Origin of the sequence: Yersinia sp. 2540 StPb PI (assembly GCF_052217165.1) — a bacterium.
Taxonomy (GTDB): Bacteria; Pseudomonadota; Gammaproteobacteria; order Enterobacterales; family Enterobacteriaceae; genus Yersinia; species Yersinia enterocolitica_E.
The window spans coordinates 2,068,120-2,094,620 of the sequence record NZ_JAZGQC010000001.1 but is presented as its reverse complement, the minus strand read 5'-3'; the positions used below and the strand labels follow the sequence as shown (position 1 = coordinate 2,094,620).

The window sequence follows — 26,501 nt, the reverse complement described above, 5'->3', positions numbered from 1 at the left end:
AATTAGCGGTCCACATCAGACATTACAAAATCGATACTGCCCAGATAGACGATCAGGTCAGATACCAGGCTGCCACGGATAACCGAGGGGATCTGCTGCAAATGGGCATAGCTTGGCGTACGTATCCGGGTGCGATAGCTCATAGTGCTGCCGTCACTGGTCAGATAGTAGCTGTTGATCCCTTTGGTCGCTTCAACCATTTGGAATGATTCGTTGGCTGGCATTACCGGACCCCATGAAACTTGCAGGAAGTGGGTAATCAGCGTTTCGATATGTTGCAGCGTACGTTCTTTCGGCGGCGGCGTCGTCAGTGGATGGTCAGCCTTAAATGGCCCTTCTGGCATGTTTTTATAACATTGCTCCAGAATGCGCAGGCTTTGACGTAACTCTTCCACTTTCAGCATCACGCGGTCATAACAGTCGCCGTTATTCCCGACCGGAACTTCAAAATCAAAGTTTTCATAGCCGGAATACGGACGCCATTTACGCACGTCAAACTCAACCCCGGTGGCACGCAGGCCAGCCCCGGTCACACCCCATTCCAGTGCTTCTTTGGCATTGTAAGCAGCAACGCCGATAGAACGCCCTTTCAGGATACTGTTCTGCAACGCCGCTTTGACGTAGGAATCGAGCCGTTTTGGCATCCAGTCAAGGAAGTCACGCAGCAAACGTTCCCAGCCGCGTGGTAAATCATGCGCCACACCACCAATACGGAACCAGGCCGGATGCATACGGAAACCGGTAATCGCTTCAACCAAGTCATACACTTTCTGACGATCGGTAAAGGCGAAGAACACTGGCGTCATTGCGCCTACGTCCTGAATAAAGGTACTGATATACAGTAAGTGACTGTTGATACGGAATAATTCAGACAACATTACCCGGATGGTTTTAACGCGATCAGGAACCTCAATACCCGCCAGCTTTTCAACTGCCAGTACATAAGGCATTTCGTTAACACAACCACCCAGATATTCGATACGGTCGGTGTAGGGGATGTAGCTGTGCCAGGACTGGCGCTCGCCCATCTTCTCCGCACCACGGTGGTGGTAACCCACATCCGGTACGCAGTCGACAATCTCTTCACCATCAAGCTGTAACACGATACGGAACGCACCATGTGAAGAAGGATGGTTCGGACCGAGGTTAAGGAACATAAAGTCCTCGTTTTCGGTGCCGCGCTTCATCCCCCAATCTTCGGGTTTGAAGGTCAGAGATTCCATCTCCAGATCCTCTTTCTGCTTGGTCAGCACAAAGGGATCGAATTCGGTAGCACGCGCCGGGTAATCTTTACGCAGCGGGTGCCCTTCCCAAGTCTGCGGCATCATGATGCGCGTCAGATGTGGGTGACCATCGAAGGTAATACCGAACATTTCCCAAGTTTCCCGCTCATACCAATTAGCATTGGGGAAAATCTTAGTCGCTGTGGACACGTGCAAGTCTTTTTCAGACAGTGCCACTTTCAGCATAATGTCGCGGTTACGCTCGATGGAAAGCAGATGATAGAAAACAGAAAAATCCGCTTCAGGGAGGCCCTGGCGGTGAGTACGAAGACGCTCATCGACACCATGCAAGTCGAACAGCATGACATACGGCTTCGGTTGTTTTCTCAGGAACGTCATTACTTCCAGCAATTGCTCACGCTTTACCCATACCACGGGCATACCGGTACGGGTCGCTTGAACAACAAAGGCCTCAGGCCCAAAACGGTTCGACAGCTCGCTAATCACCGGATCATCGAGATGGTCACGGGTCTGCCATGCAGGCTGAGTGCTATCGGACGTCGTTAAATCGGTCATTATTTATTCACCACACTGTTTTTTCACCACACTGAATGTGTCATTTTGTGGTCATTTGCCGCACACATGTTCTGGAAGAAAATCATTCATTCCCAAAACAAATCACTTACGCACCGCGATCCTGAGCCGTTATTTTTTCCAAAATAACAAGCTTAGATCTCGTCAGGTGTACGCAGGTTAGTTACTGCAATTCGTTCAGCATGCTTACGTTCTCTTTCTGGTTGCATATTGGCGCGGTAAACGCCTTGGTCACCTACAACCCAAGAGAGAGGACGGCGCTCTTTACCGATAGATTCCTGTAGCAGTAACAGTGCTTGCATATAAGCTTCAGGGCGCGGTGGGCAGCCAGGAATATACACATCGACCGGTAGGAATTTATCCACGCCTTGTACTACGGAATAGATATCGTACATGCCGCCGGAGTTGGCACAGGCACCCATGGAGATAACCCACTTGGGTTCCAGCATTTGTTCATACAAGCGCTGAATAACCGGGGCCATTTTGGTAAAACAAGTGCCCGCCACGACCATGAAGTCAGCCTGACGCGGAGAAGCACGCAGCACTTCCGCACCGAAACGTGCCACATCATGTACGGCAGTGAACGAGGTCACCATCTCCACATAACAGCAGGAAAGACCGAAGTTATACGGCCAAAGAGAGTTCTTACGCCCCCAGTTCACCATGTCGTGCATGGCGTTCTCAAGTTTACCCATGTAAACACTACGGTGGACATGTTGCTCGAGAGGATCGCCGCTGACGGTTTCCTGAGTTTGCAGGGGGTAACGGTCATTCTCACCGTTAGGGTCTATGCGGGTGAGCGTATAGTCCATGTTAATGCCTCGCTGTATTTATTGACCACTATACCCTTTGTACTTAGAGCTGCAGGGTTGTTAGCTACTTTCACTCACCCGAATCACTGACTTGAGTCAGTTCATCGGGATTAATGAGCCTCATGGTTGAGACTCACCCTACGGGCTAGCATACATGCGGTTCAAATCGTGACCGATTTATCGCCCGCTTGCTGCCGACCTGCAACGCCAAGATCGTTAGGTATATCTTGTGGAGGACTGCTGGCGTATTTGACTATGCTCGGTTTGCTCACTCGGCGATTAGAACGCGTAGGAGTCCAATCCAGCGCGCCGATACGCACCAGATAAACCAAACCAGCCAAGAGCACCAAAATGAAAATGGTTGCTTCGATAAAGCCTACCCAGCCACTCTCACGAATAGAGATTGACCACGCATACAAGTACAGGGCTTCAACATCGAAAATAACGAAGAACATGGCGACCAGATAAAACTTGGCGGACAAACGCATACGCGCCGAGCCAACCGAGTCAATACCGGACTCATAGGGGACATTTTTGGCGCGGGCCCGAGCTCTCCCACCCAGAAAGAACGCACCCAATAGCATCAAGCCGCATAACCCGATAGCGCCGATCAGAAATACAGCGAACGCCCAATGATGAGCGATAACTTCAGTGGTTGTTGACATACTCATTGCTTACTCATCAAAAGTGGCGTCGGACATCCTGCTCTTATGTTGGCAGTTAGTGCACCACATCGATTCAAAGGGAAGGATAAAAACCACACGAAACACACTGTCTTTACAACTGTTTAGCCAGTGTTTTACTGTGGGCTTTTTACTCCTTTCAGTAACCTTTTGTCAACTTTGACAAAAGTAACTACAGATTAATTTACAAACGCACGATCTTACTTAACATTTGGTGCGAAGTATAAAGCTAAATCGAGTCAGTAATTTGTTAAGTCAGAACATACACATATAACCCAACGTGGAAAGTTCGCTTTAACTATACCATTGTCTCAGGAATAACCGGTTCTTCCACTCACTAGCTAGGGGTATTTTTTTGATCCAGAACACGTTTTGAGTGTTATTTCATAAATATTCGGCATGAAAAGTTGTTTTTTTAAAAAAATAAATAATGGAACGCTGTTTTAATAAAAAACAAATAACAGAAAATGAGCAGAAATATTAACCACTGTCTTTATCTGGTTTATTCCCTCTGATCCAGTACGCAGATATACCGCTAAATGAAATAAAACGACGTTTGAAGCATGAAATTAAACTGGAGTAGTAGAAAACTGTTTTTTATAAAAGGTATAAATAAAAAAGCCCCTAAAATAAGGGGCTTACGATTTTTTAATCACGTTAGACGATCAACTGTTCTCGTCTATTAAATAATCAGAATCCAGCACTAAATCCGATCCAGACTGCAAACCATGTTGGTGGCCCGTCTGCATGGCATCGAAAATGGCTAAAGCCAATTCGTTGCCACACTGATTGTCTTTACATAATGCATAATGTGTTTCAGGCAACCGAGGTAGCCCTTCTGTTTCACCCAGTACGCGTAAATCAGGACTCATCATCTCTATTGGCCTGGCGGTCACACCCAGCCCTGCCCTGACTGCCGCACGAATGGCAGAAAGTGAAGAGGCTACATAGGCGATTCGCCATGCAATACCGGCTCTGGTCAGATTTTCTATTGCCATATCGCGAAATGGGCTTGGCTCATCCATCACCACTAACGGTACCGATTCACCGGACTGGAACTGATAGTCGGCGGAACAGTACCAAAGCGTAGGTGATGTCCTTAAGATCACATGAGGATGAGTGTCGACCTTGGCTGTAGTAATAGCCAGGTCCACTTCGCCATTACTCAGCATATCAGCGATAAATGGACTGCGTTTTACCCGCACATCTATCGCTAGCCGAGGATATAGCGTCGCCACTCGGTTCAGCAAGAAAGGCAACAACGTATCGGCAGTATCATCAGATGCGCCGATAATGAGTGACCCTTCTATATTGCTGTACATAAGTGACGTACAAGCTTCATCGTTGAAACGCAAAATTTTTCTGGCATAGCCAAGTAACTGGAGACCATGTTCAGTCAATAATTTGTTACGCCCATGGCGGGCAAATAACTCCTTACCGACTAACTGTTCTAACCGTTGCATTTGTTGGCTAACTGCTGACTGAGTGCGACAAACCGCTGCGGCAGCAGAGGCAAAAGTATTCAAGTCAGCAACAGCTACAAAGGTTCTAAGCAGATCGAGGTCGAGATTAATTATCGGACGATTTGCATTTGTCATAGTGTATTCTTCACTTTTTTGAATTCTAATTACAAACTACCCTGGTGTATAAGTATCGCGCCATCAATAAGGGACAACGCTAAGTATGACAGTACCCCACTCACTAGAGTAGGGCAAAAAATTTACTTATATTTCGTTACCGTTATCTCTTTTTATAAAAATCTATTGAGTAAGTTATGTATTCATTTGTGAATACGGTCATAAAAAACCACTAAATCTTCGATTAATGAAGATTTTTTTCCTTTAGGATCTTGCTTTTCCTCAGGCATTTTTAAGTGCTGCAATGCTATTTTAATTAAACAAATCCGCACTGACCCTTTTCGAAATATCAAAAAACATCAATATATCTCTATGTGTATTTTTTATCTAATTGAGCAAATTCAACTAATAACATAGCTATTCTCTAAGATTCAGCCTAGTTAACATTAATTATTCTTAATAGTTTTCCTATCTACAGTTTTGTTTCTTTTCACATCTTAATAATATGTATGATGATATAAATTGTTGGATTGAGATCCCGGCTAATAGGATGCAGCATAATCGCGTCTCATTATCACCGGTATCAACCCGCGATTTTGGCAGCGAAAGTGAACCTCATCTTATAGATATATTTTGTTGGTAACTGCTGTATGTCACGCAATTATCCAGGATAAAAACCCAGATAATCCAATAAATAAGGCATAAAAAAGTAGATTTAAAGACAAAAACATCGATTATATTCCATACCAATGAAACTGGTAGTCATTTAAAATAAGAGCAGCCATTGGCACTAAAGATGTGCATAGAACTTCAAAAAGCAGCAGCGTCGGAGTACATTGGATACCTTGCAGTGTTCCACGCTGAGGACACGCTTTTACCAGCAAAAGGCTCAATTTTTTATGTCCCCCATTGAGAAATCCAGCAAACTGGACAACGTCTGTTACGACATTCGTGGACCAGTGCTAAAAGAAGCTAAGCGTCTTGAAGAAGAAGGTAATAAAGTTCTGAAACTGAACATCGGCAACCCTGCCCCGTTTGGTTTCGATGCACCCGATGAAATTCTGGTGGATGTGATCCGTAATTTGCCAACTGCACAGGGCTATTGCGATTCCAAAGGCCTGTTTTCGGCGCGCAAAGCTATTATGCAGCACTATCAGGCACGGGATATGCGTGACCTGACAGTCGAGGATATCTACATTGGAAACGGGGTCTCTGAGCTGATCGTGCAATCCATGCAAGCATTGCTGAATCTGGGCGATGAAATGCTGGTACCTGCACCAGATTATCCGTTATGGACGGCGGCAGTTTCGCTTTCAAGTGGTACCGCCGTACATTATATGTGTGATGAAGAGTCGGGCTGGTTCCCTGATTTAGATGATATCCGTAGTAAAATCACGCCGCGTACCCGTGGGATTGTGATTATCAACCCGAATAACCCGACCGGCGCGGTATACAGCAAAGAGCTGTTACTGGAGATTGTTGAAATCGCCCGTCAAAATGACCTGATTATTTTCGCCGATGAGATCTACGATAAGATTTTATATGACGAGGCTCAGCATCATTCTATTGCGGCTCTGGCACCTGATTTGTTAACTGTGACCTTCAATGGTTTATCCAAGACTTACCGTGTTGCCGGTTTCCGTCAGGGCTGGATGGTGCTGAATGGTCCTAAAAAACACGCTAAAGGTTATATTGAAGGTTTAGAGATGCTGGCATCAATGCGTCTGTGCGCCAACGTGCCTATGCAGCATGCCATTCAAACGGCATTAGGTGGTTATCAGAGCATTAGCGAGTTTATTCAGCCAGGCGGGCGCTTGTACGAACAGCGTGACCGTGCCTGGGAACTGATCAACCAAATACCGGGGGTTTCCTGCGTGAAACCTCAAGGCGCGTTGTATATGTTCCCACGTATTGATCAGAAGCGTTTTAACCTGAAAGATGATCAGAAACTGGTATTGGATCTGCTATTGCAGGAAAAAGTGCTGTTGGTTCAAGGCAGCGCCTTTAACTGGCCCTATCCTGATCATGTGCGGATTGTAACGTTACCGCGCGTGGATGAGCTGGAGATGGCAGTGAGGAAGTTAGGGCGGTTCCTGGAGACATATCATCAGTAACTATTTGATTTTATTGGGTGATTGGTTCGGTTGTTAGGGCTTCAGTGTTCCCCTAACCTCAGTAGCCTCAACCGCCAAAGGGGTTACAAGCGCGTAACCCCCTTGGAACCCCTGCGCTTACGCACGTATCGCTTGCCCACTTCGTGGGTGCCCTCACTCATCATTCCGCTGGCGGGACGGCTAAATCCGCCGTCCATGGCGGATTTCCCTGGCTACATTCTTCACTCGGCGGCTCAAATGTGCTTTTAAACATCAAGGTCAAAACCCGCGTTTCGAATTGGATTTTGACCTTAAGCGCAATCAGGAATATTACCGACAAAGGCGATGGCCCGAGTAAGCGGGCATGGACGCCCGCGAAAAGCGCGCTTGGGCAGGGATGCCCATCGCGCTGGCTCGACAAGGCCAACGGCTGCCGGAGGGGACTGCAAATAGCAGTAATATTTCGCGCAAGCCGCAGGTGCAGGAGGGCCGGCTTGCCCTCCTGCTCGGTTGAGGCCGCAGAGATAAAGTAATCACTGAACGAATAACAACCGAAATAGGATCCGATCAAATCCACTACAGAGGTTAGATGAGCGATGAAGCTCTAACAACCGAAACCTGATCCGAACTAATCGCGCATCAACTGAAACCCGATCTGATAAACTACCCCCATGCCTGCACTTAAAAAGTACAAAGAGAGTAAATAATGAGTCACTTCTTCGCCCATCTATCTCGTCTGAAACTGATCAACCGCTGGCCGCTGATGCGCAATGTTCGCACTGAGAATGTCTCTGAACACAGTTTGCAGGTAGCATTTGTCGCTCATGCGCTAGCTATCATTAAGAACCGTAAGTTTAACGGCAATCTCAATGGCGATCGTATTGCGCTGCTGGCGATGTACCACGATGCCAGCGAGGTGATTACCGGGGATTTACCTACACCTATCAAGTATTACAATCCACAAATCGCCCACGAATACAAAAAGATCGAAAAAGTTGCCCAACAGAAACTGATCGAAATGCTGCCGCAAGAGTTACAACATGATTTCCGCTGTCTGCTGGATGAGCACTATTACAGCGAAGAAGAGAAAGCGCTGGTTAAACAAGCTGATGCCCTGTGTGCTTATCTAAAATGTCTGGAAGAGTTATCGGCGGGTAATAACGAGTTTATTCAAGCCAAAGCGCGGTTGGAGAAAACCCTCGCGATGCGCCAAAGCCCAGAAATGGATTACTTTATGGAGGTGTTTGTGCCCAGCTTTAGCCTATCACTGGATGAAATCAGCCTCGATTCGCTGGATTAACCAGCAACGAATATTCCAGCCCTTGACGTTTAAAAGCACATTTGAGCCGCCGAGTGAAGAATGTAGCCAGGGAAATCCGCCAAGGACGGCGGATTTAGGCGTCATGAGCAGGGACGCGACAACACTGCGAAGCAGTTTTGAACAACGCTTGCGTTGGCCCGGAGGGTAGCCTCAAAGAGGCTATAATAGCCGTCCGTCAGCCGAAACGATGAGTAAGGGGACCTGCAAGGTGAGCACCAATCTCATATCAACCGAACTAAACACAACTCTTACCCTGTAGCATCCCAATCAGAATGGGAACAGCACCGGCACCACCATCACACTAACAATCATGACTAATATCGTAAATGGCACCCCCATGCGGACAAAATCACCGAATTTATAACCACCTGGCCCCAATACTAAGGTATTCACCGGTGACGAAACCGGCGTCATAAAGGCCGCTGAAGCTGCAATACCAATAATCATCGCAAAGGGATACGGCGAGACCGACATCTCCCGCGCAGCAGCAATCGCAATCGGTGCCATTAGAACTGCCGTGGCAGTATTAGAGATAAACAGCCCAATCGTGGCACACAACACAAACAAACATAGCAGCATGACGCGCGGCCCCATCCCACCGGCCACATCCATCAAACCACGGACAATCAAATCTACCCCACCGGTTTTTTGCAATGCTTGTGCAAAGGGCATCATCCCGATGATTAAAATCAAGCTCGGCCAATGGATTGAACGATAAGCACTTTCCATATCAATACATCGGAACTGACCCATCAGCAAACAGGCGACCAATGCCGCAATCACATTTGGCACCTCGTCGGTCATCATCATGGCAACCATCAACGCCAGACAGAATAATGCATGTGGGGCTTGCGAAATGGCCGGTGCCACTTCATCCACTTCCGCCGGCAGGTTCAGTACGATGAAATCACGGGTCTTTAACTGCAACTGGCGAATCAGTTTCCAATCACCGATCACCAGTAAGATATCGCCAAACTGTAATTTGTCATCAACCAGTTTGCCTTCCAAAGTCTTACCATTACGACGAATACCCACCACATTCAAACCATAGCGGGTACGGAAAGTGACTTCACGTAGACTCTTTCCCAAGAGAGCGGAATCAGGAATGAGCGAAACCTCGGCCATCCCGACGTTGCGCGCCTGCTCTGAGAAGTATTCACCGCGCAGCACCATCGGTTCCAGCATCTGTTCAGTGCAAAATTCACGTAAATCTATGTCGCAATCTGACATATCGATCAGTAAGACATCGTTCTCGTGTAATTCAGATGAACCGGTGGCACTCACCATCACACGCCGGAAACGCTTCCAGCGTTCAATCCCCACCACATTCGCCCCATAGCGGGCGCGCAGATGCAGTTCGTCAAGAGAACGGCCAATCAAAGGAGAATCATGGCGGATAGCCAAACGGCGCGCACGGCCAGTCAGTTTATAATCGCGGATAAGGTCACGGAAAGTGCGGCGTTTCCATTGCTGTTCTTTCTCTGAGCTTTCCTGCTTCCCGCCCAGCCAGCGCCGAGCCACTAACATATAAGCGACACCCATCAGCAAAATGATAATGCCGATAGGGGTAACGCCAAAGAAGCCAAACCCTTTGATACCTTCGCGCAGTAATTCACTGTTAACTACCATATTTGGTGGCGTTGCCACCAGCGTCATCATGCCACTTATCAAGCCGGCAAAACTTAGCGGCATCATTAACCGCCCCGGCGAAATTTTCATCCGGCTGGCAACACTCAATACCACTGGGATAAAGATTGCCACCACTCCGGTAGAGCTCATAAAAGCGCCTAATCCGGCAACCGTTACCATTAATAACGCCAGCATTTTGGTTTCACTGTGACCGGCGACCTTGACCAGCCAATCACCCACCTGATAAGCAACACCGGTTCTGACCAACCCTTCACCAATAACAAACAGCGCCGCAATCAATATCACGTTAGGATCACTGAATCCGCTGGTCGCCTCACCTAATGACAACGTACCACTCATCACAAAGGCAATAATGACCAACAGAGCTACCACGTCCATGCGCAGTTTATTGGTAGTAAACAGCACAATAGCGATTAGAAGTAGCGTCAACACCCACAATAGTTCGCGGTTCAAAATGGCCTCGTTGGCAAAAAGTGAAAGGGAATATCCGGCTCTGGCAGTAAAACATTAAAATCAGCAGCGGCCGCTGTCTGAGATCAATAATGACTGCAAATTTATGTGCTTACCATCCCACAAAGGGTTTTATTGTGTTTTTTTCCTGAAAAAAGTTTATCAATTTGTGAGGTGCCAGACAGTAAAAGAGCGCCATCAGGCGCTCTCAGTGGTGACATTAAGGTATCTGGCGAAAAATTAACCTACTCGCACAACCCGCGCGCCGTTAGCGGTAACCTCAACGCTAATCTGCTCCAGCGAACTGAGCACTAAATCAACCTGATCAAGTTTGGGAGTATCAGCCGGAGCATTGACCGCAATCACCTGACAGCCCGCCGCCAAGCCTGACAAAATCCCCGCAGGGGCATCTTCCACTACGATACAATCAGCCGGTGCCAGCCCTAAGCGCTCGGCCCCCAGCAGATAAGCATCTGGTTGCGGTTTGCCGTGCTTAACTTGTTCGCTGGTGATAAACACTTCAGGTACCGGCAGATGGCCGGCGGCACGGCGCGCAGAAGCGACCGGTACTGAGCCTGAAGTGACAATAGCCCACGGAATAGACAGGCTGTTTAGTCGCTCCAACAGCGCCACCGCCCCCGGCAATGCGCTCACACCATCGGTATCATTAGCTTCAACCTGCTCTAATGCCAGAAACTCAGCCTGAATTTCAGCCTCACTTGCACCCGACATAAAATGACGTAAAGAGGTAATTGCTTGTTTGCCATGGATAAAATCAAGAACTTCTGCTGGGTTGATGCCTCGACCTTGCGCCCAGCCAATCCAGGCTCGTTCGACAGCAGGTAAAGAATCAACCAAAGTCCCGTCCAAATCAAAAAGAAAACCTTTACACTCCACAAGCACATCCTCATCAGTAAAACTATTTTTCAACTTACTGATAGCAAACAAGTTACGCGCTATCAGGCATTGATAATTTGCGAAATTTCAACAGCACTCAAATGGTATTGGCGTGGACATGATTGCCAGATAGCCAGCATACGTTGGTATTTATCCCACATTGGGGTTTGAGAGTTGAAACCATGAGTCCCTGAGTCAAAATGGGTGTAGCGCCCTTCGGTATTGACCATAAAGCGCACATAACTCAGGTAACGGGATTCGGTAGCAGCATCAAAACCGAGGAACGCGATACGGCGTTCATCCAAGTCTTGCTTGTCTTTCAGGTTACCACAGGAGACTTGCAGGGCGTGGTGCATCTCCATGATATTAATGATAGTACGGCAAGTATCTTCGCTCATCTCACCAAAATCACGGTCCAATTCACGCATCTGCAAACCAAAGCCGCGCTCGACAATGGTTTGCTGGCGACGATAACGCTCAGCATTTTCCGGATCCAGCATGGTCATCATTTTGTACTGATTCGACAGAATCAGTCGTTGGGCGTTGGTCATATCCATCACTAACTCCTAAGACATAAATAATGAGGAAATCATCGCACACAGGCTTGGGCCATACTTTGATTTGACAGGGGATTTTGCACCACTAATCCTGTGAGGCATAAAAGCCCGCTGGCATGAAACCGCCACTAGAGGTCATCAAGAAACGTTTTATCCAACTGTTTGAAGGCTCGTTTCAGCACATCGGCCAGGGATTGATAAGTCGGCGTCTGCTCGATAGGCGCAACAGCCTGCCCCGCTTCTGTTAGCTTGTTACGTACCTCATGGAACCACTGGAGTAAGGTTGGCGGTAACGGGGTTATCGCGCGCTTGCCTAACCACCATAACCCTTGCAATGGTAAACCACAGGCGAACAGCGCCGTAGCGATGGCTGGTCCCAACTGGCCACCGAGGGCTATCTGCCAGGTCAGGGTAAAAATGGCCAGTGGTGGCATAAAGCGGATACCAAAGCGTGTCGCCGTAACCACGCGATTTTCGGGAAACATCGGCGCCAGGCGCTTATCGGCAGGCCAGGTCTTCATATAAAGCTGGCCGCGCTGGAGTACCTGAAACCAACTTACAGAATCAGAGGGTTTTGTTGTCATGGCTCACCTCAACTTCACAAGCAAAAATTAAAATTTTTTTTGTAATCCACAAACTAAAAATTAGTCTGTTAAATATATTTTGTTTTTAGGCTCCGCTATCGGTATCCTAACTCGGCCTTTTGGCCGCTAGAAGATGACACTAAATATGTCAACTTTTTGCAGCTTTTAAATCATTTTTGTTAAATCGCACCGATTTTTACCACCAGGTTTTAACGTTTGCACTTAACGTTTAATCCGCGATTTTTCCATCATCATGCCTTTTTCTCTATCGCATGATGTTAATCATTAATGTCGACGCCAATATGCGCTACGCTTTTGGAATGATTGACGTTTTATTAACCATATGTTTTTCGCTGTTTTTGCATCAAAAATGTCGCATGCGCGCTGTTTTTGCAAAACAAATGTTGAACACGACTATAAAATAGGTACTTCCATGTCGAGTAAGCTAGTACTGGTTCTTAACTGCGGTAGCTCTTCCCTAAAATTTGCTATCATCGACGCGACCAACGGTGAAGAACACCTCTCTGGTTTAGCCGAATGCTTCCATCTGCCTGAAGCCCGCATCAAATGGAAACTTGATGGTGGCAAACAGGAAGCAGCATTGGGTGCTGGTGCAGCACACAGCGAAGCACTGAATTTCATTGTTAATACTATTCTGGCACAAAAACCAGAGCTTTCCGCTCAGTTGACAGCTATCGGTCACCGCATTGTTCATGGTGGCGAGAAATTTACAGCATCAGCTATCGTTACCGAAGAAGTTATTCAGGGTATCAAAGATTCCATCCCATTTGCACCACTGCATAACCCAGCTCACTTGATTGGTATCGCTGAAGCGTTGAAATCATTCCCAAATCTGGCTGATAAAAATGTCGCTGTCTTTGACACCGCTTTCCATCAGACCATGCCGGAAGAGTCTTATCTCTACGCCCTGCCGTACCGTTTATACAAAGAAAACGGTATCCGTCGCTATGGCGCACACGGCACCAGCCACTTCTACGTCAGTCAGGAAGCCGCTAAAACCCTGAACAAACCGCTGGAAGAACTGAACGTTATCACTTGCCATTTGGGCAACGGTGGTTCTGTCACTGCGGTTCGTAACGGTAAATGTGTTGATACCTCTATGGGCCTGACACCACTGGAAGGTTTGGTCATGGGCACCCGTAGTGGTGATATCGACCCGGCGATCATTTTCCATTTGTATGATGCCATGGGCATGAGCATGGAACAGATCAGCAAGCTGTTGACCAAAGAATCTGGCCTGCTGGGCCTGACTGAAGTCACCAGTGACTGCCGTTATGTTGAAGACAACTATGCAACTAAAGCAGATGCACGCCGCGCAATGGATGTGTTCTGTCATCGCCTGGCGAAATACATCGGTGCATATACTGCGCTGATGGATGGTCGTCTGGATGCCGTGGTCTTCACCGGCGGTATTGGTGAGAACGCCGCAATGGTACGTGAACTGACTTTGAACAAACTGGGCCTGTTGGGCTTTGAAATTGACCACGAACGCAACCTGGCAGCACGCTTTGGTAAATCAGGCACCATCACCAAAGAGGGCAGCCGCCTGGCTCTGGTTATCCCAACCAATGAAGAGCTGGTCATCGCACAAGACGCAGCCCGTCTGACTGCGTAAGAGTTTTTGACATATACCCAAAGTCATTGAAGTTGCAGGTAGGCGGCAAATGAATAAATCCCGATGAGCTTATTTACTTTAAGGTCAACGACTAGTCAGTAATTCGGGTGCATGAGCGTAGCCAACAACCCTGCGGCTTCAAGGACGAAGGATGTCCCCAAAGTCATTGGAGTTGCAGGTAGGCGGCAAGCGAATAAATCCCGATGAGCTGACTCAGGTCAGTAATTCGGGTGCATGAGCGTAGCCAACAACCCTGCGGCTTCAAGGACGAAGGGCATAACCGTAAAGAGGTTTAGCCGTGTCCCGTACAATAATGTTGATTCCTACCGGCACCAGCGTTGGTTTAACCAGCGTAAGCTTGGGTGTCATCCGTTCCATGGAACAAAAAGGTGTACGCCTGAGCGTATTCAAGCCAATCGCCCAGCCTCGTGCCGGTGATGATGCACCTGACCAAACCACCACCATCATTCGTGCGAACTCCAGCATCACTGCTGCTGAGCCGCTGAATATGGGTTATGTGGAAACCTTGCTGAGTTCTAACCAGCAAGACGTGTTAATGGAAGAGATTGTTGCCCGTTATCACGAAAATACCAAAGACGCAGAAGTGGTTCTGGTCGAAGGCTTGGTGCCAACACGCAAACATCAGTTTGCCAATGCATTGAACTATGAAATTGCTAAAACCCTGAATGCTGAAATCGTCTTTGTTATTGCTCTGGGTAATGACTCACCAGATCAGTTGAAAGAGCGTATCGAACTGGCTCGTTCCAGTTTCGGTGGCAGTAAAAACAAAAACATCACTGGCGTTATCATTAACAAATTGAATGCGCCGGTTGATGAACAAGGCCGTACCCGCCCTGACCTGTCTGAAATCTTTGATGATTCCACCAAGGCCAGCGTCGCGAACATCGATCCAAGCCAACTGTTTGCCAACAGCCCACTGCCAGTTCTGGGCTGTGTGCCGTGGAGCTTCGAGTTGATTGCAACTCGCGCCATTGATATGGCCAAGCACCTGAAAGCCACCATCATTAACCAAGGTGATATCAACACTCGCCGCGTTAAATCTGTGACTTTCTGTGCTCGTAGCATTCCGCATATGCTGGAACACTTCCGCCCGGGTTCTCTGCTGGTTACCTCAGCCGACCGTCCTGATGTGTTGGTTTCTGCTTGTTTGGCAGCCATGAATGGCGTTGAAATTGGTGCCATCCTGTTGACTGGCGGTTACGCTATTGATGAGCGTATCAACAGCCTGTGTGAACGTGCCTTCCAAACTGGCTTGCCAGTATTTATGGTTGATACCAATACTTGGCAGACCTCTTTGAGCCTGCAAAGCTTCAATCTGGAAGTCCCTGCAGATGACCATGAGCGTGTTGAAAAGCTGCAAAACTATGTTGCCAGCCATATCAGCAGTGATTGGATTGACTCTCTGAGTGCAACGTCTGAGCGTTCACGTCGCTTGTCACCACCAGCATTCCGCTACGAGCTGACCGAATTGGCCCGTAAAGCGGGTAAACGCATCGTGCTGCCAGAAGGCGATGAGCCACGTACCGTTAAAGCCGCTTCTATCTGTGCTGAACGCGGTATCGCAACTTGTGTGCTGCTGGGTAACCCAGAAGAGATCCAACGCGTTGCTGCCGCGCAAGGTGTTGAGCTGGGCAAAGGCGTTGAAATCATCGATCCTGTTGCTGTACGTGAGCAATATGTTCCGCGTCTGGTTGAGCTGCGTAAGAGCAAAGGCATGACCGAAGTGGTCGCGCGTGAACAGTTGGAAGACAACGTCGTTCTCGGCACCCTGATGCTGGAAAAAGGTGAAGTTGATGGTCTGGTTTCCGGTGCAGTACATACCACCGCAAACACCATCCGCCCACCATTGCAGTTGATCAAAACCGCGCCGGGCAGTTCACTGGTTTCTTCGGTGTTCTTTATGCTGCTGCCTGACCAGGTTCTGGTTTATGGTGACTGTGCAATCAACCCAGATCCAACGGCTGAACAACTGTCTGAGATTGCTATCCAATCTGCGGATTCTGCTGCGGCATTCGGCATTGAACCACGTGTGGCGATGATCTCTTACTCTACCGGTAATTCCGGTGCGGGTAGCGATGTCGAAAAAGTACGTGAAGCGACCCGTCTGGCACAGGAAAAACGCCCAGATTTGATCATCGATGGTCCGTTGCAATATGACGCGGCAATCATGGCGGATGTGGCTAAATCCAAAGCGCCTAACTCACCGGTTGCAGGTAAAGCCACCGTGTTCATCTTCCCAGACTTGAACACCGGTAACACTACCTATAAAGCGGTGCAACGCTCTGCTGACCTGATCTCTATCGGGCCGATGCTGCAAGGTATGCGTAAGCCAGTTAACGATTTGTCCCGTGGTGCATTGGTTGACGATATCGTCTATACCGTAGCACTAACGGCGATTCAATCCGCTCAGGCTGACGCCAGCGCATCTTAATTCTAAGATTACGTTGTCTAAGAAACGCCAGCCTTGTGCTGGCGTTTTTGTTTGTTGGCAAAGCGATTGGTTAGAACGCTTTCACCTCGCAACCACACTCGCCAAAAGACCGCATCGGTAAAATACGCCAACAAAAAAACCGCCATATAGGCGGTTTCTCTGTGCTGGTCCGGTAAGCGGCCTTTCCAGCTGGTTTGTATTGCTGTTGTAACGCAAGTACACCCACGTGTTGAGCATACTGTCTTGCTTGTGGTTGATTGTCAAGTGCTTAACGACTCGGTATTGGTGTACAATCGCACCGGGCCTTTTCGCCGCCTTAAGCAAGCGGGCATCGGTTTAAGGAAAGGAGTTCCAATGGCCGTAAACACAAGTACATCCACGTGCTTGTATTCACGGTAGTATCACCGGTGGTGCTGGCGTGAAGCGGTTTAAGCATGGACCGCACAATGAAACGATACTTTTGTATTGTGCTCGTTGTATTTGGTGCGTTGTTAACATCCGGGAATGGGGGTTGGCGTATTTTCAACAACTCAATCACGGTAATAATCAACACGTCAGGCAAGTAAGCCCGGTAGGCCGCCCTGCGGGGCGGTTTTCCTTTATTGCCTGGCGCGAGCTTCAGGTACTTTGCCGTGGCTCAAATTTATAGTTGAAACTCTGGCTAACGGGTTCACTCCATTCGTCATCTTCATCGCTCTCGAGCAGTTCGATCAACATCTTGCCAGCATCTTTACCCATCTTCCGGTAATCGATACGCATCGAAGTCAGCGTCGGGTGAGTCTGATCGCAGTTATCAGAACCATCCAGGCAGGCAACTGCGATCCCGCCGGGAATTTTCAGTAAGCGACGTTGGCATTCAAACAGTACTCCCAAAGCGATATCTTCGTGGCTGCAAATAACAGCATCCAGCTCAGGTTGGCGTTGCAGAATTTCCGTCAAGGCATAGCGACCAAACTGTAAGCTGGCTGTTTCTGGTGTGGTGACGGTTTGATCAGCATTTTTATAATGTTCCAGCATCGCTTTATGCCAGCCATTCAGTTGCTGACGTTGTAAGCGGTTATCCATATGAGCGCCAATAAAACCAATATTGTGATAGCCGCGCTCCAGTAAATGACGGCTTAATGCATAAGCGGATTCAAAAAATGCCGCCTCAAGGGTAATTTTCGCCCCTTTAAAATAGGACCCCACCACATTAACGGTAGGAATATTGGCCCGCTCGAGCAGTTGATAGGTTTTATCTGCCAGTTGTGAGCCAAATATCACCACGGCTGCCGGATTGCTTTGCAGTAACGTCATCAGTATTTCAGCTTCTTTCCGCTGACTATATTCATGGCAACCCAGCAATAACTGAAATTCATTTTTGTTCAGAATCTGTTGCAGCGCCTGCATAAATCGGGAGCTGGCTTTATCGGTCAGCGACGGAATCAAAACCGCCACGGTATCACTATGCCCCGAAGCCAAAGCCCCTGCCGTGCGATTGGGAATATATCCCAATGTTTCAACCGCTTGCTCTATCTTCTCACGTAACTTATCTGAAACCTGCTCCGGCGTTCGCAGCGCTCGGGAAACAGTCATCGACCCTACCCCAGCGTAATTCGCCACATCCGATAGAGTGACCCGCCCGGTATTACGGCGCTTGCGCGTTTTTTCCATGCTGAGTTCCTGCCTAATTAAAATTTCTTGTCGATTAAAATTTTCTGTCTGGATAAAACAAGCCAGTCCGCGGGGTCTCGACAATACATTGCATTGTATATGGCTTATTCCGAGATAGCCAAAGGCCCTGGCGCGACAAATGATAGCGCTATCACAAAATTTGGTAGCGCTATCAGGTAGCGCTACCAATTGAGATATTCGTCACATTAATAGCAACGATAACTATCTACTCTCAGGTTAACAGTCATCGGGAGTCATCAATATCATGTTAAAAACACTGTTAACGTCAGACGTCATTCAGGTAGTTAGCCAGGCAAAAGACTGGCGTGATGCCATCGCCATTTCATGTAAGCCACTGATTGATAATGGCTCTATTGAAGCGCGCTATGTCGAGGCTATTTATCGCTCCCATGAGGCGATTGGCCCTTATTACGTCGTCGGCCCCGGCATTGCGATGCCACATGCCCGCCCGGAAGAAGGTGTGAATAAACTCGCTTTGGCATTAACCGTCATTACCGAGGGTGTCACTTTTAATGCTGAAGGTAATGACCCGGTCAAACTGCTCATAGTGTTAGCCGCGACAGACAGCAACAGCCACATCGAGGCTATTTCTCAACTCGCTCAGTTGTTCGATAACGATAACGATGTACAAACCCTACTTAATGCGCAAACGCCGCAAGAGATCCAATCTGTCATTGCGCGTTATTAATCACAGCATTCTGTACGGATAATAATTTTAAGGGGAAAAAAAATGAAAATTACAGTGGTTTGCGGTAACGGCTTAGGTACCAGCCTGATGATGGAAATCAGCATCAAAAGTATTCTGAAAGAGCTGGCAGTCACAGCCGAAGTGGATCATGTGGATCTTGGCTCTGCCAAAGGGACACCAAGCGACATCTTCATCGGTACCAAAGATATTGCCGAACAGCTCATTGCTCAGGCCGTTGGTGGCAAAATCGTTGCTCTTGATAACATGATTGATAAAAAAGCCATGAAAGAACGTTTGTCTGTGGCATTAACTGAATTAGGCGCGCTGTAAGCGGAGGCTGGTATGGATTTCTTTCGTTTCTTAATGAGTGATGTGCTTTCTGAGCCGGCTGTTCTGGTCGGTTTGATCGCGTTAATCGGCCTGATTGCCCAGAAAAAACCGGTGACTGAGTGTATTAAAGGCACCGTAAAGACCATCATGGGCTTTGTGATTTTAGGTGCGGGTGCTGGCCTGGTGGTTTCATCTCTGGGTGATTTTGCCAATATCTTCCAACACGCTTTCGGTATTCAGGGCGTGGTGCCAAATAACGAAGCGATCGTTTCTGTGGCACAAAAGAGTTTTGGTAAAGAGATGGCGATGATTATGTTCTTCGCTATGGTGATCAATATTCTGATTGCCCGCTTTACGCCATGGAAATTTATCTTCCTGACCGGTCACCACACCCTGTTTATGTCGATGATGGTGGCAGTAATTCTGGCCACCGCAGGTATCAGTGGCGTGACACTGATTGTGATCGGTTCGTTGGTGGTTGGGGTTGCGATGGTGTTCTTCCCAGCCATTGCCCACCCTTACATGAAAAAAGTGACCGGTTCTGATGATGTGGCAATTGGCCACTTCTCTACCTTGTCTTATGTGCTGGCTGGCTTTATTGGTAGCAAATTCGGTAATAAAGAACATTCGACTGAAGATATGAATGTGCCGAAAAGCTTGCTGTTTCTGCGTGATACACCAGTGGCTATCTCATTCACCATGTGTATCATTTTCATCGTGACTTGCCTGTTCGCCGGGCCGGAAGTAGTGAAAAGCCTGAGTGGCGGTAAGAACTGGTTCATGTTCTCGCTGATGCAATCCATCACTTTCGCCGCAGGTGTGTACATCATCCTGCAAGGTGTACGTATGGTTATTGCTGAGATAGTGCCAGCATTTAAAGGGATTTCAGATAAGTTAGTTCCTAATGCAAAACCTGCATTGGATTGCCCGGTGGTGTTCCCTTATGCACCTAATGCGGTTCTGGTTGGCTTCCTGAGCAGCTTTGCCGCAGGTCTTATCGGTATGTTCGCGCTCTATTTGATGAACATGACCGTGATTATCCCAGGCGTCGTTCCTCACTTCTTCGTTGGTGCGGCTGCGGGCGTATTTGGTAATGCAACCGGTGGCCGCCGTGGCGCTATTTTAGGTGCCTTCGCACAGGGCTTGTTGATTACCTTCCTGCCAGTCTTCCTACTGCCAGTGCTGGGTGATATCGGCTTTGCCAATACCACATTCAGTGATGCCGACTTTGGTGCGCTGGGTATCTTGCTGGGTATTATTGTAAGATAATCAGTGAGATGACGGTGAGATACACAAAAGCCCCTGAGAAGGGGCTTTTTATATGGCTAAGCGGGAATCAATCTTCGCGTGGGGTAATTTTACCGTAATCCTGCTCATTGTTGCGCGTCAGCCACAGTGACAGCGCTTTCAGAGAGTCAGGGGTAAATTCGTCACAACGGGCAGTGATATCTTCCGGTACCATCCAGCATACTTCTTCAATTTCCTCAGCCTGTAGTGCAAACGGCCCATGGGACACGCAACTGAATAATCCGCCCCATACCCGACAGCACTCTTCTTCAAAATAAAACAGGCCATGTTCGGCAAACGGGACACCGGCTATCCCTAACTCTTCCTCTGCCTCACGCCGCGCAGATTCCAGGTAGTTTTCACCACTCTGCACCACCCCCCCCGCAGTGGCATCCAGTTTACCGGGATAGAAATCTTTACTCTCGGTACGACGTTGTACCAGAATTTTCCCCATTCCATCGTGCACCACAATATAGGTAGCACGGTGGCGTAGTCGTTGAGCTCTCATTTGTTGACGGCTGGATTGAGCAATAACGTCATTTTGCTCATCAACAATATCAACCCACTCGATGACTGCTGCTGGATTTTGCTCCACCATCCTCTGAAACCTTCTATCTGGGCGCGGTGAGACTCGCGCAATTGTTAATTATATGTTTACCCTCTGACATAACGTCAATCACTTTGGGTAACTAACTATTTATAATAGTTTTTTTAAATTCAATTGGGTGACAGATTCATCATTATGTAGGGTCAGAACCTGTAAAACCCCCTCTTCTAACATGCCATAACTTGCCGGGTACCCACCTTTGGGGATACTGACTGAACCTGGATTAAAGCAAATAACCTCTCCCTGCCACCGAGCTTCAGGCAGATGAGTATGACCATAGACTAAGACATCACCATTACGCAACGGAGGAAGTGCGCCAGGGTGATAAAGGTGACCATGCGTCAAAAATAGACGGGTTTCTGGCATAATAATCTGCTGCCAACCCGCCATCATCGGGAACTGCAATAACATCTGATCCACTTCACTGTCGCAGTTGCCACGAACCGCAATGACCCTTTCTTTATAGGCATTAAGGCGCTGTGCCACCTCTGCTGGCTGATAACCTGCGGGCAACGCATTGCGTGGCCCGTGGTTAAGAAAATCACCCAATAGCACCAGCCATTGCGCACCACTGCGCTCGAAGGTAGCCAACACCTTTTCCGTTGCGGGCAACGAACCATGCAGGTCAGAAGCAAACATTAACTTCATGATATCGTCTTCTCTTAGGTCTACTCTCAGCAAATCAGGCGACGTAAACGCCATGGCACTTAATGAGAGATAAAAGAAGCCTATTCTATCATCCAATTGATCGGATTAATCCGATAAAAATCGATATCTGTTATGCAAAAATTTTATCGCAAAAAGCAGCGCCGACATGAAAAAAAATATCAGCGCAAGGTGAACGACAATACGAGGAAACCGTTATAATGAGGGTTGAGATACCAATTCATCCAATGTCACAGGATTGAATAAATATCCCTGCATTGCATCAATATTGCTACCCTTAAGTTGCGCTGACTCATCTTCATTTTCCACGCCCACCACAATGACACCGAGGCAATATTTCTTAATGTTATTGATTAAGATCGGGAAGGTATGCTTATTGTGCTGCCAGAAAAAATGCTTATCGATTTTTACATATTCAAAAATATTGGCTGTGACCGCATTCAAGGTGGAGCCGCCGCTGCCCAAATCATCCAGCCATAACGGATACCGCTGCGCCAATTCCCGTAACAATGGGTTATTCATACCATCGGATAAATTAGAAAAAGTCTCCATGATCTCCAACCGTAGGAAGGGCATCTCATCTAACAACTGGCGCGTTGCGGCATCAGTCACAATCACTCCCGCCAAATCAAAATCAATATTGATTGAGAGCAAAACATGGTGCGTGATAAACCAAGCGCTATAGGCTTTTACTGCACGCAATTGATCCTGGAATAAATTAGTCTTTCCGTCGACATCTAATTCTTTAATAAACTTTTCAACATCGATGGGCAAATCAACCGATTTAGCTGAAAATCGGCTTAATAGCTCTACTGCCAGTAAGCTACCATCTTGTCTATGTATGGGTTCGCATACATAAGAACAATTAACTTCGATATTTAGCTTCATGCGCACCTGAAAAAGTGTATGGACAACAATGAGATCACAACCAGATCTCAGCCGGAGGATTTATAAGCCACCGTGAGTTTTTATAAAACACCCAATATTTATTTATAAAACATCCAAACTTCACAAGGGAGAAGGCCAACTGCCCTCTCGTCCATTCAGGTTAGTCTGTTTACTCTAGCAGAAATTCGCAAAATCAGTGTTTTAAAAATAATCAGGGTATGGCTTATAGTCGTTCTTGTTGCTCAGAAAAAATAACCATCCCGGCCGTTTTCTACCGTCGAAGTGGTATTACTTAAGCACTCAATACCGTATTAATCGGACAGATTGGTGCATTTATTTAGTTAAAAAATTTTATTTTTCCAAATGATGTGACTCACCAGACGCTCTGATGAGATAAAATTTTAATCTCAAGATATGCTCAGTATCGTAGGAGAAGAGCGTAGGTTAGCCTATGCTGAAAGAGACACCAGACTGCCACTATTCAGGCATCAAGTAAGTGATTTGGGTAAGTGAACGCAGATAACACCTCTGCGGCTTCAAATAAGAAGGGAATAAATGGAGGTTGGCTATGCGTATATTAATAACCGGAGCTACAGGCCTAATAGGGCGCAGTCTGACTGCCTTCCTTTTATCGCAAGCCCATCAAGTAACCGCACTGACCCGTGACATTCAGCGGGCAAATCAGGTACTCGGCGCACAAGTCACCTGCTGGTCAACGCTGGATGATAAACATGATCTCAATGATTTTGATGCAGTAATCAACCTGGCCGGTGAGCCTATTGCGGAAAAACGCTGGACCTCGCAGCAAAAAGAAATTCTATGCCAAAGCCGCTGGCAGATAACCGAGCGCCTGACCACGCTAATACAGGCCAGCACTACACCGCCAGCAGTATTTATTTCAGGGTCCGCCGTTGGCTTTTATGGTGATCAGGGGCAAGCTCTGGTTACCGAAGAAGAGACGCCACATGATGAATTTACCCATCAGTTGTGCGAGCGCTGGGAAAATCTGGCGCGGGCGGCTGAAAGTAGTCATACCCGTGTTTGCCTGTTACGCACCGGTATTGTATTAGCGCCACACGGCGGTGCACTAGCCAAAATGGTCCCGCTATTACGTCTTGGATTGGGTGGCCCGATAGGGGATGGTCGCCAATATCTACCCTGGATCCATATCGATGATATGGTACATGGTATCCATTATTTGCTGACCACCGATGGCCTCAAGGGTCCATTTAATATGGTTTCGCCTTATCCGGTACATAACGAGCAATTTATTGCCACGCTGGCCGACGTGTTAGACAGACCAGCGGTTATCCGCACACCTGCCGCCGCGATTCGTTTATTACTGGGTGAATCCGCAGCGTTAGTGTTGGGCGGGCAACGGGCAGTGCCGAAACGATTGGAAGAAGCCGGTTTTGGTTTTCGTTATTTTGAACTGGAAGAAGCACTGCGCAATGTGCTGCACAAACCCTCAGCTTAATCAAACTGCTGCGGGATAGATAAAATCGCTATCCCGCAGAGATGTTACTTCAGTGCACCAGAAAGGAACTGCTGCAAGCGGGTACTCTTTGGGTTACCAAAAAGTTCAGCCGGCGGGCCTTCCTCTTCAATTACGCCTTTGTGTAAAAAGATAACATGGCTGGAGACATGACGGGCAAACTCCATTTCATGGGTTACCACCACCATAGTTTTCCCCTCCTCTGCCAGCTTTTGCATAATACGCAATACTTCACCGACTAATTCAGGATCAAGTGCGGAGGTGGGTTCATCAAACAGTAATACATCCGGTTCCATCGCCAATGCCCGGGCAATGGAGACGCGTTGCTGTTGCCCACCAGATAGGTGCACCGGATATTTGGCGCGTGCGCGCTCATCAATTCCGACTTTATCCAGATAACGGATAGCCCGCTCTTTGGCTACTGACTTACTCAGCCCCAAGACTTGAACCGGCGCCTCCATCACATTCTCCAACACCGTCATATGGCTCCACAAATTAAAATGTTGGAATACCATCGTCAGGCGAGTTCGTAACAGTTGCAGCTCTTTTTTATCAAAAACTTTCAACTGCCCATCTTTATCTCGTACCAAACGGATATCACGATTATTTACACTAATCGAGCCTTCACTGGGTTTTTCCAAAAAGTTGATACAGCGTAAAAAGGTGCTTTTCCCTGAACCGGAAGAACCAATAATGGAGATAACATCCCCTGCTTTAGCTGAAAGTGAAACGCCCTTGAGTACTTCGTGTTCACCGTAATGCTTATGCAATTCCGTCACAGACAGTTTGGTTTCAGCTATTTTAGTTTCTAATGTGTCAGTCATAAGGTCTCCGTACTTAATGCGATGCCTGAGGTTTTATATGAGCCAGCCAACGTTTCTCTGCCTGGCGGAACAGGCTAATTAGCGTAAAGGAGATAATCAGATAAAGTACGGCAGCAATACCAAAAGCATAAAACGGCTGATAAGTTGCGGCGTTAATATCTCGCGCTATTTTCAGAATATCTGGCACTGTGGCAGTAAATGCCAGAGCGGTAGAGTGCAGCATTAAGATGACCTCATTACTGTAGGCCGGTAAGGCAATACGCAGTGCAGAAGGTAAAATAATACAGCGATACAATTTAAAACGTGAAAAACCATAGGCTCTGGCGGCTTCGATTTCACCGTGTGGCACCGAACGAATGGCACCGGCGAAAATCTCAGTGGTATAAGCACAGGTATTCAGTGTCAGCGCCAAAATAGTGCAATTCAAGCCACTGCGGAAAAAAGCATTTAACAGGTCATTGCCTCGGACAATCTCTAAACTGTACATACCGGAATAGAATACCAATAATTGTACATATAAAGGCGTGCCACGAAAGATATAAGTAAAAACCCAGACCGGCAAACGAATCCAACGCCGTTCGGCTACCCTTGCGACGGCCAAAGGAATTGCCAGCAACCCGCCCATCACTACCGAGGAAATAAGTAACCATAAGGTGACAGCCATCCCGGTAAAGCGGTAGCCATCGCTCCAGAGCAACGCTTGCCAATATTGTTGCAGGATTTCTATCATAGCTCAGCCCTCTTCACCCCATGGGAATAGCGCCGTTCTAGCCACAGTAATACGCCATTCGATACCGTGGTGAAGATGAGATAGACCACACCGGCCACTAAAGCGAAGAAAAACGGCTGGTAAGTCCCTTTGCCTGCCAACTGTGTGGCTTTAACCACATCATTTAATCCCAGAATAGAGACCAATGCCGTTGCCTTTAGAATGACTTGCCAGTTATTGCCAATACCCGGCAGTGCGTAGCGCATCATGGCAGGAAACATTATTCTGCGGAAAATCTGGCTAGGGGTGAAACCAAATGCCGTCGCCGCCTCAATTTGGCCGCTGGGTACGGCCATATATGCGCCACGGAAGGTTTCAGTGAAATAAGCACCATAGATAAAGCCAAGGGTAATAATCCCAGCGGAGAGAGGATCAATATTGATTTGTTCAAAACCAATTGATTCAGTAATGCTATTTAGGGTTATCTGCAAACCATAGAAGATAAGCAGCATTAAGACTAAATCGGGTACACCACGGATCAGCGTGGTGTAACACTCAAACAAGCCAGATAACAGCCGGTTTGATGATAACTTTCCACCGGCACCAATCAAGCCGATAATCACTGACAGCAGCACTGAACACAGTGCCAACTCCAGCGTCACCAGCGCACCTTCAAATATCAGTTTCGAATATCCATCCAGCATCTGGGTTATCCTGTTTTACTGAGTAAGGAGTCTGGTTAATTGCTATGTTTAATTGCATGTAGAGGCCCCTGCCACTCTCGGCAGAGGCTCTAACGGCAAA

General features: G+C 47.6%; 23 protein-coding genes. 8 read left to right on the top strand and 15 right to left on the bottom strand.

Annotated features, from left to right (window positions below; genetic code table 11):
- Window positions 1–2 precede the first annotated feature (2 nt).
- From nuoC to rovM, 4 genes are all read right to left on the bottom strand, one after another.
- A complete protein-coding gene (gene nuoC, locus V1956_RS09525) occupies window positions 3–1,799 on the bottom strand; it encodes an NADH-quinone oxidoreductase subunit C/D (RefSeq protein ID WP_420074849.1) in 1,797 nt (598 codons plus the stop codon).
- A gap of 152 nt (window positions 1,800–1,951) precedes the next feature.
- Window positions 1,952–2,629, bottom strand: a complete 678-nt coding sequence (locus V1956_RS09520; RefSeq protein ID WP_002210278.1) for a NuoB/complex I 20 kDa subunit family protein — start codon at window positions 2,627–2,629, stop codon at window positions 1,952–1,954.
- Between the two features lie 161 nt (window positions 2,630–2,790).
- On the bottom strand, window positions 2,791–3,300 hold the full coding sequence (nuoA, locus tag V1956_RS09515; protein WP_372559475.1) for an NADH-quinone oxidoreductase subunit NuoA: 510 nt from the start codon (window positions 3,298–3,300) through the stop codon (window positions 2,791–2,793).
- 677 nt (window positions 3,301–3,977) lie between these two features.
- Complete coding sequence (rovM, locus tag V1956_RS09510; protein ID WP_083158258.1) at window positions 3,978–4,910, bottom strand: virulence transcriptional regulator RovM; 933 nt, start codon at window positions 4,908–4,910, stop codon at window positions 3,978–3,980.
- A gap of 878 nt (window positions 4,911–5,788) precedes the next feature.
- Here rovM and V1956_RS09505 point away from each other — a divergent pair.
- Entirely contained in the window at window positions 5,789–7,003 is a 1,215-nt protein-coding gene (locus V1956_RS09505; protein WP_083158257.1) for a pyridoxal phosphate-dependent aminotransferase, read from the top strand.
- A 685-nt stretch (window positions 7,004–7,688) separates the two neighbouring features.
- Window positions 7,689–8,282, top strand: coding sequence for a 5'-deoxynucleotidase (yfbR, locus tag V1956_RS09500; RefSeq protein WP_372559478.1), 594 nt, complete (start codon window positions 7,689–7,691; stop codon window positions 8,280–8,282).
- Window positions 8,283–8,570: 288 nt separating this feature from the next.
- Here the strand turns inward: yfbR and V1956_RS09495 are convergent, their stop codons facing one another.
- From V1956_RS09495 to yfbV, 4 genes are all read right to left on the bottom strand, one after another.
- Window positions 8,571–10,406, bottom strand: a complete 1,836-nt coding sequence (locus V1956_RS09495; protein WP_372569382.1) for an SLC13 family permease — start codon at window positions 10,404–10,406, stop codon at window positions 8,571–8,573.
- A 237-nt stretch (window positions 10,407–10,643) separates the two neighbouring features.
- Entirely contained in the window at window positions 10,644–11,300 is a 657-nt protein-coding gene (locus tag V1956_RS09490; protein WP_372559480.1) for a sugar phosphatase, read from the bottom strand.
- Window positions 11,301–11,362: 62 nt separating this feature from the next.
- Complete coding sequence (locus tag V1956_RS09485; protein ID WP_083158253.1) at window positions 11,363–11,857, bottom strand: YfbU family protein; 495 nt, start codon at window positions 11,855–11,857, stop codon at window positions 11,363–11,365.
- 128 nt (window positions 11,858–11,985) lie between these two features.
- Window positions 11,986–12,441, bottom strand: a complete 456-nt coding sequence (yfbV, locus tag V1956_RS09480) for a terminus macrodomain insulation protein YfbV (RefSeq protein WP_083158252.1) — start codon at window positions 12,439–12,441, stop codon at window positions 11,986–11,988.
- A gap of 433 nt (window positions 12,442–12,874) precedes the next feature.
- Here yfbV and ackA point away from each other — a divergent pair, with 433 nt between their 5' ends.
- Both ackA and pta read left to right on the top strand, forming a co-directional pair.
- Window positions 12,875–14,077 carry an acetate kinase gene (ackA, locus tag V1956_RS09475; protein ID WP_372559481.1) on the top strand — a complete coding sequence of 401 codons (1,203 nt, stop codon included), beginning with the start codon at window positions 12,875–12,877 and terminating at the stop codon, window positions 14,075–14,077.
- A gap of 313 nt (window positions 14,078–14,390) precedes the next feature.
- Window positions 14,391–16,529: a phosphate acetyltransferase gene (gene pta, locus V1956_RS09470; RefSeq protein WP_372559928.1), complete on the top strand. Its 2,139-nt coding sequence runs from the start codon at window positions 14,391–14,393 to the stop codon at window positions 16,527–16,529.
- Window positions 16,530–17,147: 618 nt separating this feature from the next.
- On the opposite strand, the gene V1956_RS09465 is transcribed toward pta, so the two are convergent.
- The gene (locus V1956_RS09465; RefSeq protein WP_372559482.1) at window positions 17,148–18,182 is read right to left on the bottom strand and encodes a LacI family DNA-binding transcriptional regulator; all 1,035 of its coding nucleotides are present in this window, start codon (window positions 18,180–18,182) and stop codon (window positions 17,148–17,150) included.
- A gap of 265 nt (window positions 18,183–18,447) precedes the next feature.
- Here V1956_RS09465 and V1956_RS09460 point away from each other — a divergent pair, with 265 nt between their 5' ends.
- From V1956_RS09460 to V1956_RS09450, 3 genes are read left to right on the top strand one after another with little or no spacing between them, the layout of a single operon-like run.
- Window positions 18,448–18,891, top strand: a complete 444-nt coding sequence (locus V1956_RS09460) for a PTS sugar transporter subunit IIA (protein ID WP_372559483.1) — start codon at window positions 18,448–18,450, stop codon at window positions 18,889–18,891.
- 42 nt (window positions 18,892–18,933) lie between these two features.
- On the top strand, window positions 18,934–19,221 hold the full coding sequence (locus V1956_RS09455; protein WP_083158247.1) for a PTS sugar transporter subunit IIB: 288 nt from the start codon (window positions 18,934–18,936) through the stop codon (window positions 19,219–19,221).
- Window positions 19,222–19,233: 12 nt separating this feature from the next.
- Entirely contained in the window at window positions 19,234–20,490 is a 1,257-nt protein-coding gene (locus V1956_RS09450) for a PTS ascorbate transporter subunit IIC (RefSeq protein ID WP_005277900.1), read from the top strand.
- 67 nt (window positions 20,491–20,557) lie between these two features.
- On the opposite strand, the gene yfcD is transcribed toward V1956_RS09450, so the two are convergent.
- The 3 genes from yfcD to V1956_RS09435 form a co-directional block, all read right to left on the bottom strand.
- Window positions 20,558–21,106, bottom strand: coding sequence for an NUDIX hydrolase YfcD (gene yfcD, locus V1956_RS09445; protein ID WP_083158246.1), 549 nt, complete (start codon window positions 21,104–21,106; stop codon window positions 20,558–20,560).
- 99 nt (window positions 21,107–21,205) lie between these two features.
- A complete protein-coding gene (gene yfcE, locus V1956_RS09440) occupies window positions 21,206–21,763 on the bottom strand; it encodes a phosphodiesterase (RefSeq protein WP_372559484.1) in 558 nt (185 codons plus the stop codon).
- A gap of 213 nt (window positions 21,764–21,976) precedes the next feature.
- Entirely contained in the window at window positions 21,977–22,669 is a 693-nt protein-coding gene (locus V1956_RS09435; RefSeq protein WP_193784623.1) for an EAL domain-containing protein, read from the bottom strand.
- 568 nt (window positions 22,670–23,237) lie between these two features.
- Here V1956_RS09435 and V1956_RS09430 point away from each other — a divergent pair.
- Complete coding sequence (locus V1956_RS09430) at window positions 23,238–24,146, top strand: TIGR01777 family oxidoreductase (RefSeq protein ID WP_372559485.1); 909 nt, start codon at window positions 23,238–23,240, stop codon at window positions 24,144–24,146.
- A gap of 44 nt (window positions 24,147–24,190) precedes the next feature.
- Here the strand turns inward: V1956_RS09430 and hisP are convergent, their stop codons facing one another.
- Genes hisP through V1956_RS09415 form a run of 3 tightly spaced genes read right to left on the bottom strand, consistent with a single transcriptional unit; the run spans window position 24,191 to window position 26,401 of the window.
- Window positions 24,191–24,988, bottom strand: coding sequence for a histidine ABC transporter ATP-binding protein HisP (gene hisP, locus V1956_RS09425; protein ID WP_005192680.1), 798 nt, complete (start codon window positions 24,986–24,988; stop codon window positions 24,191–24,193).
- Between the two features lie 13 nt (window positions 24,989–25,001).
- Window positions 25,002–25,718, bottom strand: a complete 717-nt coding sequence (locus tag V1956_RS09420; RefSeq protein WP_083158242.1) for an ABC transporter permease — start codon at window positions 25,716–25,718, stop codon at window positions 25,002–25,004.
- On the bottom strand, window positions 25,715–26,401 hold the full coding sequence (locus tag V1956_RS09415) for a histidine ABC transporter permease HisQ (protein ID WP_083158241.1): 687 nt from the start codon (window positions 26,399–26,401) through the stop codon (window positions 25,715–25,717). The genes V1956_RS09420 and V1956_RS09415 overlap by 4 nt, the downstream gene beginning before the upstream one ends.
- Between the last annotated feature and the right edge of the window lie 100 nt (window positions 26,402–26,501).